Source organism: Rhodobacter sp. Har01 (genome assembly GCF_020564565.1).
Classification (GTDB): domain Bacteria; phylum Pseudomonadota; class Alphaproteobacteria; order Rhodobacterales; family Rhodobacteraceae; genus Pseudogemmobacter.
Window position 1 is genome coordinate 23,627 of record NZ_JAJCTD010000013.1, and the last position, 6,781, is coordinate 30,407.

Here is a 6,781-nt window from a genome sequence, read left to right on the forward strand (position 1 = left end):
CTTGGCGAAGGCGACAGCGGTCAGTCATGGTCTTCCCTTGTCAATTCGGACGACCCGCTGCTGACGCATCGCGGGCGCTTCCTTCTAACGAATGTTCGACAGAAATTCTCTCGTCTGCGGGTGCTGAGGCGCCGTGAAGAACTCATCCGGAGGCGCAATCTCTGCAAGCACGCCCTGGTGAAAGAACGCCACGCGGTCTGACACATCCCGGGCAAAGCTCATTTCGTGGGTGACGCAGATCATCGTCATGCCTTCATTGGCCAAGAGCTTGAGCGTATCCAGAACCTCGCCCACGAGCTGCGGGTCCAGTGCGGATGTCACCTCGTCAAACAGCACATAGGCGGGCGACATCGCGAGGGCGCGGGCAATTGCCATCCGCTGTTGCTGCCCGCCCGACAGCCGACCCGGATAGACCGAAAGCTTGTCCGCCAACCCCACATGGGTCAGCTGCTTGACGGCAATCTCTTCGGCCTCGGCCTTGGTCATGCCCAACACCTTGCGCGGGGCGAGCGTCACGTTTTCCAGCACGGTCAAATGAGGAAAGGCGTTGAACTGCTGGAACACGATGCCGATCTTGCGGCGCAGCTTGTTCAGGTCGGTGGTCTTGGCATGAACCTCGACCCCGTCCACAAGGATCGTGCCCGAGTTGATTGGCTCAAGCCCGTTGATGCAGGTCAAGAGGGTCGATTTGCCTGACCCAGAGCCGCCGATGACCGAAACCACTTCGCCCTTTTCGACGCTCAGGTTGACGCCCTTGAGCACCTCAAGGCTGCCGAAGGACTTATGAACGTCCCGGATCTCAATCATTCTCGCGCCACCTTTTTTCGAGTTGGCCGCCAAGGCGGGCAATCGGGAAGCTCATCAGGAAATAGATCGCACCCACGACGATGAGGATGAACATCGGTTCCTGAAGGCGTGTGACCAGGATCTGGCCCGCGCGCAGCAGTTCGATCAATCCCAACCACAGCACAAGGGCCGAGTCCTTCATGACGCCAAGCGTCAGGCCGATCCAGCTTGGCAGAGCGACCCGCAGCGCCATCGGAAAGACGACGTAGGTCATGTCCTGACCCCAGCTCAGCCCGAGCGACCGGGCCGCGCGCCGGGTGACCGTCGGCACCGCATCGATCGCGCCCCGGACGATCTCGGTGCAATAGGCCGAGGTGTACAGCGCCAGCACGATGCACGAGGTGGCGAAAGGCGGCATGTTCAACCCTGCAATCGCCTGGAAGGCGTTTGCCAGGACCAGTTGAATCAGCAGCGGGACAGACCGGAACACGTCCAGCACAAAAATCAGCGGCAGCGCGGCCCAGACGCTGACATTCGCCCGGATCACGCCGAACAGCAGACCCAGCAGGGTGCCCCCGGTGACCGCGAAGAAGGTGACGGCCAGCGTCATGCCGGCACCTTTGACCAGGAACATCAGGTCACTCAGGGTCAGAGCGGTGTCAAACATCTGCCTCCTCCCCCTAGTACCGGAACAATCGCGACGCCAGCAGCCGCGCGCCAAGCGTGACGGACTTGGCGATGAGATAGTAGATCACCGCCGCAATCGCGAAGATCTCGAAGGTCCGGAAGCTGCGGACGTTGATGTCTTGCGTCACGCCCGCAAGATCGATGTTCATCCCCACCGTCACACCAAGCGACGTCATCAGAATGGCCCAGACCATCTGGTTGGTGGTGGGCAGGAAGGCGATGCGGAACATCTGCGGCATGATGATCAGGCGGAAGGCCTGGATCGAGGGCATTCCAAGCGACCGGGCCGCACGCAGCTGGGTTCCCGGAATGGCGCGCAAGGCACCACGAAAGGTTTCGGCCAGGTATCCCGCATTGTTGAACGTGATCCCCGCCAACAGCGCCAGATAGGGGCTGAGGTGGATGCCGAATGAGCCAAGCCCGAAATGCGCCATGTAGATCTGAAACAGGGCAGGGGTGTTGCGCGACACCTCGACCCAGGCGGTGGCCGGGGCTGACGCCCACCGCGAGCGTGCGTTTCGGGCAACCGCAAGAACGACGGCGAGCGCGATCCCCATGGCCATCGACATCAGGGCGATCTGCAATGTCACAAGCGCGCCGTCCAGCAGAAGCGGAAGCTTCTGAAGGGCTTGTCGCCACTGGAAGGTGTAGTTGAACATGCTCGCGTCCCCGTTTCAGAGGGCCCAAGAAAGAAGGGAGGGCAGGGCGCCCTCCCTCTGTTCTGGCATCAATAGCGTGTCAACGGTAGACGTTGTCGATCGTGAGCTTCGGGGCGGTGCCGCCGACCCACTTGTCATACAGTTCCTGATAGCGGCCGGACCGGACCTGCTGGTTGATGAACAGATCAAGGTAGTTCAGCATGCCGTATTCCTGGCGGAGCGCGATCAGGCCCACATAGTCCACCGGGTAGGGCGCGTCGCCCTTGATCACAAGGCCTTCATACTGGCCGCTTTCGACGATCGCCGATGCCACGGTCGAGGTGACGACGGTCGCGTCGATCTGTCCTTGCGACAGGGCAAGGAACACGTCGGCCTGACTTTGATACGGACGGAACTCGCCCGCGCCCCAGGCCTTGATGTTCTCCTCCAGCGCGATGCCCTCGAACGTGCCGCTCACCGATCCGACGGTCTTGCCGCTCATGTCCTCGAACTTCTCGATGCCGGCACCTTCGCGGGTCAGGACCACGTTGGTAAAGGCAAAGTAGGGAATGGTGAAACCCACGGTCTTGGCACGCTCCAGCGTGTCGGACGTCGATGCGACACCCACATCGACGCGACCGGAGACCAGCGCCGGGATGCGGTCGGGGAATGGAGTTTCAACGATTTCGGCGGTCACACCCAGGGCTGCGGCCAGGTCGTTGCAATAGTCGACGTCGAAGCCGATGGGGTTGTTGTCGGCGTCTCTCGAGCCCATGGGCGGGAAATCGAGGACGACCGCGCAGCGCAGCGTTCCCGACGCCATGATGTCGTCAAGCTTGTCGGCAGTTGCCGCTGTAGCAAGGCAGGTCGCTGCAAGCAAGCTGCCGAAAACGATGGATTTTTTCATGTGTAACTCTCCCGTTGGTATCAGTGTTTGTTGATTCGACAGGCTGTTAACTTGCTCAAACTATGTTCTGCGGCTGGTGGTGGCACAAGAAAAATGTAACAAATATACATTCTGTATACTGTAGCTCATCTCCTTGGGGTTAGGCTCCGGTCGCTCGCCCGCCTGTCGTTGCCGGGTTCACCTGATGCCGATTGCCCGGCGGCGGAGACGGCCGCGCCATCCACGCGGGAGGAGTTGATCTGCCAGGGACAGACCCCTATCCATGCTGTCGGAATCGAGGAAGCATCTGATGGACGACAATGCTGTTGCCGTACCTGAGCGCAAACGCGGTTTCGGGGTCAAGAAGGCCTACGACCTGTTGCGGACAGAAATCCTAGATCTGACCCTTCCGCCCGGCAGTCCGATCGACGAGGTCCAGTTGGCTGACCGCCTTGACCTGTCTCGCACCCCGATCCGCGAAGCGCTGGCGCGGTTGGCCACGGAAGGCCTGGTCGATACGCTGCCCAACCGTTCGACCATCGTCTCGCACATCGACTTTCTGAACCTGTCCGCGTATTTCGATGCCATCACCCTGATGTACCGGGTGACCACACGCCTCGCCGCGCAGAACTGGCGGCCCGGTGATCTGGAAATCATCGGCAGCCATCAGAAAGAGTTTGCCGCAGCCGTTGCCAACCGCGACGCGGTGGCAATGATCTCCACGAACCGCGAATTCCACGCGGCGATCGCCCAGGCCGGGCGGAACCCCTATTACATCACGCTTTTTGATCGGCTGCTGGACGATGGTCGGCGGCTGCTGCGGCTTTACTACCAGTCCTTCGACGACCGCCCGCCGCCCTCGGTCATCGAGGAACATGAAGCCATCATCGCCGCGATCACGGCGCGCGACGTGGACGCATCCGACAGGCTGGCCAAGGCACATGCCGACCAGATCGTGCGCCAGATCCAGAAGCTGCTCTCCCGGGATGATCGGCACAGTATTGACCTCTAAAGTCCGAGGATTTTGTCGACTTGGAATATACAGCATGTATTATCATGATGAAGCGGCTTGCGGGCCTGATCGATCCAGCCGTTCTTCGACGTCCATGTGGCTGAAACAGGAGCCCCTACATGAAGGCCGAGATCTTTTCTGGCGTCATTCCCGCCCTGATGACCCCCTGTACCCCTGAGCGGGAGCCTGACTTTGATGCCTTGGTCCGCAAGGGCAAGGAACTGGTCGCCAAAGGAATGTCGGCAGTGGTCTACTGCGGGTCCATGGGCGACTGGCCGCTGTTGAGCGACGCACAGCGGATGGAAGGGGTGGAGCGTCTGGTAAAGGCGGGCGTGAAGGTGATCGTTGGCACGGGGGCCATCAATACGGCGTCCGCCGTTGCCATTGCCCGGCACGCGGCCAAGGTCGGCGCACACGGGTTGATGGTCATTCCCCGTGTCTTGTCGCGGGGCCCGTCGCCTGCCGCGCAGCGGGCGCATTTCAAGGCGATCCTGTCGGCGGCACCCGACCTGCCCGCGATCATCTACAACAGCCCCTACTACGGCTTTGCAACGCGGGCGGACCTGTTCAAGGCCTTGCGCGCCGAACACCCCAATCTCGTCGGGTTCAAGGAATTCGGCGGCCCGGCAGACACCCGCTACGCCGGCGAATTCATTACGTCGGCAGACGATGATGTGACCTTGATGGTTGGCGTTGATACCGGGGTTGTGCATGGCTACGTCAATTGCGGAGCGGTCGGCGCCATTACGGGCATCGGCGTTGCCTTGCCGCATCCGGTGTTGACGTTGTGCAACCTGGCACGCTCTGCCGCCGCCGGTGATGTCGAGGCGCGCCAGAAGGCGCTGGAACTGGAAGCGGCCTTTCAGGTCCTGTCGTCGTTCGATGAAGGCCCGGATCTTGTATTGTACTTCAAATACCTACTTCTCCTTCAGGGGGAACGGGAATACGCACTGAACTTCATCGAGACGGACGAACTCAGCGCCAGTCAGCGAGGCTACGCCGAAGCTCAGTACAACCTCTTCGTGACCTGGTACGCCAAGTGGAGCCAGCAGGGAGGTGCTGTTGCGCGCTGTCTTGGCTGATCGCAGGGCTGCCCCTGGGTGTCTGCGCGCCGCCTTGGGCCTATCGCGCTTCTCCGCCCGACCAACTGGGTCCGCACATACGCACTTGATCGGCGATCGGGTTCCCATTTGAAAGGCTGATACCATGCGCTTTAGCCGATCCATCCAGACCGTTGACGTTCACTGCGCAGGCGAAATCGGGCGCGTCATCACCGGGGGGGTCCTCAACATTCCCGGCGCGACGATGGCTGACAAGCTCGATCACCTGAACACGGTGGACGACAGCTTGCGCCGCTGGCTCTGTTCCGAGCCGCGTTCAGGCCCTGCCGGTTCGTTCTGCCTTCTGGTTCCCGCCTGCGACCCGCGCGCCGATGTCGGGTTCATCATCCTGCAACCCGATCAGGCCCACGCCATGTCCGGCTCGAACGCCATGTGCGTCACGACGGCGCTCCTGGAAACCGGCATGATCCCCATGGTCGAGCCGGTCAGCGTGGTGACCCTGGATACGGCGGCAGGGCTTGTGACGGCCACGGCCACCTGCGACGGCGGCAAGGTCGTGCGGGTCACGCTCGACATGCCGGCCGCGTTTGTGATGAGCCGGGACGCGGTGATCGAAACACCGGAATGGGGGCCGGTGCTCTATGACCTCTGTTTCGGCGGGGTGTTCTACGCGCTGATCGACGTGAACCTGATCGGCTTGACCATTGCGCCCCAAAACGCCCGCCAGCTCGCCTTGGCTGGGGTCGAACTTCGCAACCGCATCGCAGCGATGGAGCCGGCCCTTCATCCCACGACACCGGCACTGAACGGCATCTCTTATGTCATGTTCCGCGCGGACGAACCTGATGGCGCGCTGCGCACCTGTACCACGATGCGCCCCGGTCGCACCGACCGTTCGCCCTGCGGGACCGGCTCGAACGCGGCCATGGCCGCCCGCCAGGCCAGGCGCCTGGCGAGGCCTGGCGACGTGGTCACCTCGCGTTCGATCATCGGCGGAGAGTTCACGACCGAGTTCGTCGCGGAAACTACCGTTGGACCCTTCAGCGCAACAAGAAACCGCGTTTCCGGCCAGTGCTGGATCTATGGACTCAGCCAGATCGGCCTTGACCCCAGTGACCCGTTCCCCGCCGGCTTCACCCTTTCCGATACCTGGGGCGGATAGCCATGGGGCTTTCGACGCTTGCAGGCTGGTCTTGGTCACAGATGGCACTGGGCGACGGACGAGGTATTGTCTGATCGGATCGGCCGCCGCAGTACGATCTCACCTGCCAGTTTGACCGACCCCTCGCGCCGCGAACGTCCGGTGACGTTGCCCCCAACTCTTATCCAGCGGGAGCGAGACTTCGGGTTTGGGTTTTGCCGGTTTGGGCGGCTTGGGCAACGGGGGCGGGCGCCGAGCTTTGCGGGTTGCGCAGCGTCGGGCCCCGTTGCGGGGGGAAGGTTTGGGCGAAGGCGGCGGGCGTCTGCCAGCCGAGGCGAGAGTGGGGGCGTTCGGTAGTCTGGTCCTCGCGCCAGGCGGCCAGTGTGGCACGGGCGTGGTGCAGCGAGGAGAACAGGGTCACGTTCAGCAGCGCGTCGCCCAGACGACCGTCGAAGCTTTCGATCTGGAGCAGGCGAACGCCATTGGTTCGAGACAGCCTGCGACGGTTCTGCGTGGGCTTTCCGGGTGCGATGCAGTGCCGGTCAGACGCCGCATCATCCACGAGCTTCA

The 6,781-nt window shown here is 62.2% G+C and carries 8 protein-coding genes; 3 read left to right on the forward strand and 5 right to left on the reverse strand.

The window, feature by feature from the left end:
• Positions 1 to 84 precede the first annotated feature (84 nt).
• From LHP98_RS18410 to LHP98_RS18425, 4 genes are all read right to left on the reverse strand, one after another.
• On the reverse strand, positions 85 to 807 hold the full coding sequence (locus LHP98_RS18410; RefSeq protein ID WP_227254020.1) for an amino acid ABC transporter ATP-binding protein: 723 nt from the start codon (positions 805 to 807) through the stop codon (positions 85 to 87).
• Positions 800 to 1,453, reverse strand: coding sequence for an amino acid ABC transporter permease (locus LHP98_RS18415; RefSeq protein WP_227254021.1), 654 nt, complete (start codon positions 1,451 to 1,453; stop codon positions 800 to 802). Before LHP98_RS18415 ends, LHP98_RS18410 begins: the two co-directional genes overlap by 8 nt.
• 13 nt (positions 1,454 to 1,466) lie before the next feature.
• Complete coding sequence (locus LHP98_RS18420; protein ID WP_227254022.1) at positions 1,467 to 2,132, reverse strand: amino acid ABC transporter permease; 666 nt, start codon at positions 2,130 to 2,132, stop codon at positions 1,467 to 1,469.
• 79 nt (positions 2,133 to 2,211) lie between these two features.
• Positions 2,212 to 3,018 carry a transporter substrate-binding domain-containing protein gene (locus LHP98_RS18425; protein ID WP_227254023.1) on the reverse strand — a complete coding sequence of 269 codons (807 nt, stop codon included), beginning with the start codon at positions 3,016 to 3,018 and terminating at the stop codon, positions 2,212 to 2,214.
• 289 nt (positions 3,019 to 3,307) lie between these two features.
• Between LHP98_RS18425 and LHP98_RS18430 the strand changes: the two genes are divergently transcribed.
• The 3 genes from LHP98_RS18430 to LHP98_RS18440 all read left to right on the forward strand — a co-directional run bounded on the left by LHP98_RS18430 (position 3,308) and on the right by LHP98_RS18440 (position 6,232).
• Positions 3,308 to 4,009 (forward strand): GntR family transcriptional regulator, encoded by a 702-nt coding sequence (locus LHP98_RS18430; protein WP_227254024.1) that lies wholly within the window; start codon positions 3,308 to 3,310, stop codon positions 4,007 to 4,009.
• A 119-nt stretch (positions 4,010 to 4,128) separates the two neighbouring features.
• Complete coding sequence (locus LHP98_RS18435) at positions 4,129 to 5,091, forward strand: dihydrodipicolinate synthase family protein (RefSeq protein WP_227254025.1); 963 nt, start codon at positions 4,129 to 4,131, stop codon at positions 5,089 to 5,091.
• A 124-nt stretch (positions 5,092 to 5,215) separates the two neighbouring features.
• Positions 5,216 to 6,232 (forward strand): proline racemase family protein, encoded by a 1,017-nt coding sequence (locus LHP98_RS18440; RefSeq protein ID WP_227254026.1) that lies wholly within the window; start codon positions 5,216 to 5,218, stop codon positions 6,230 to 6,232.
• Between the two features lie 160 nt (positions 6,233 to 6,392).
• Here the strand turns inward: LHP98_RS18440 and LHP98_RS18445 are convergent.
• On the reverse strand, positions 6,393 to 6,781 hold a 389-nt coding region (locus LHP98_RS18445; protein ID WP_227254027.1), incomplete at its 5' end, for an integrase core domain-containing protein.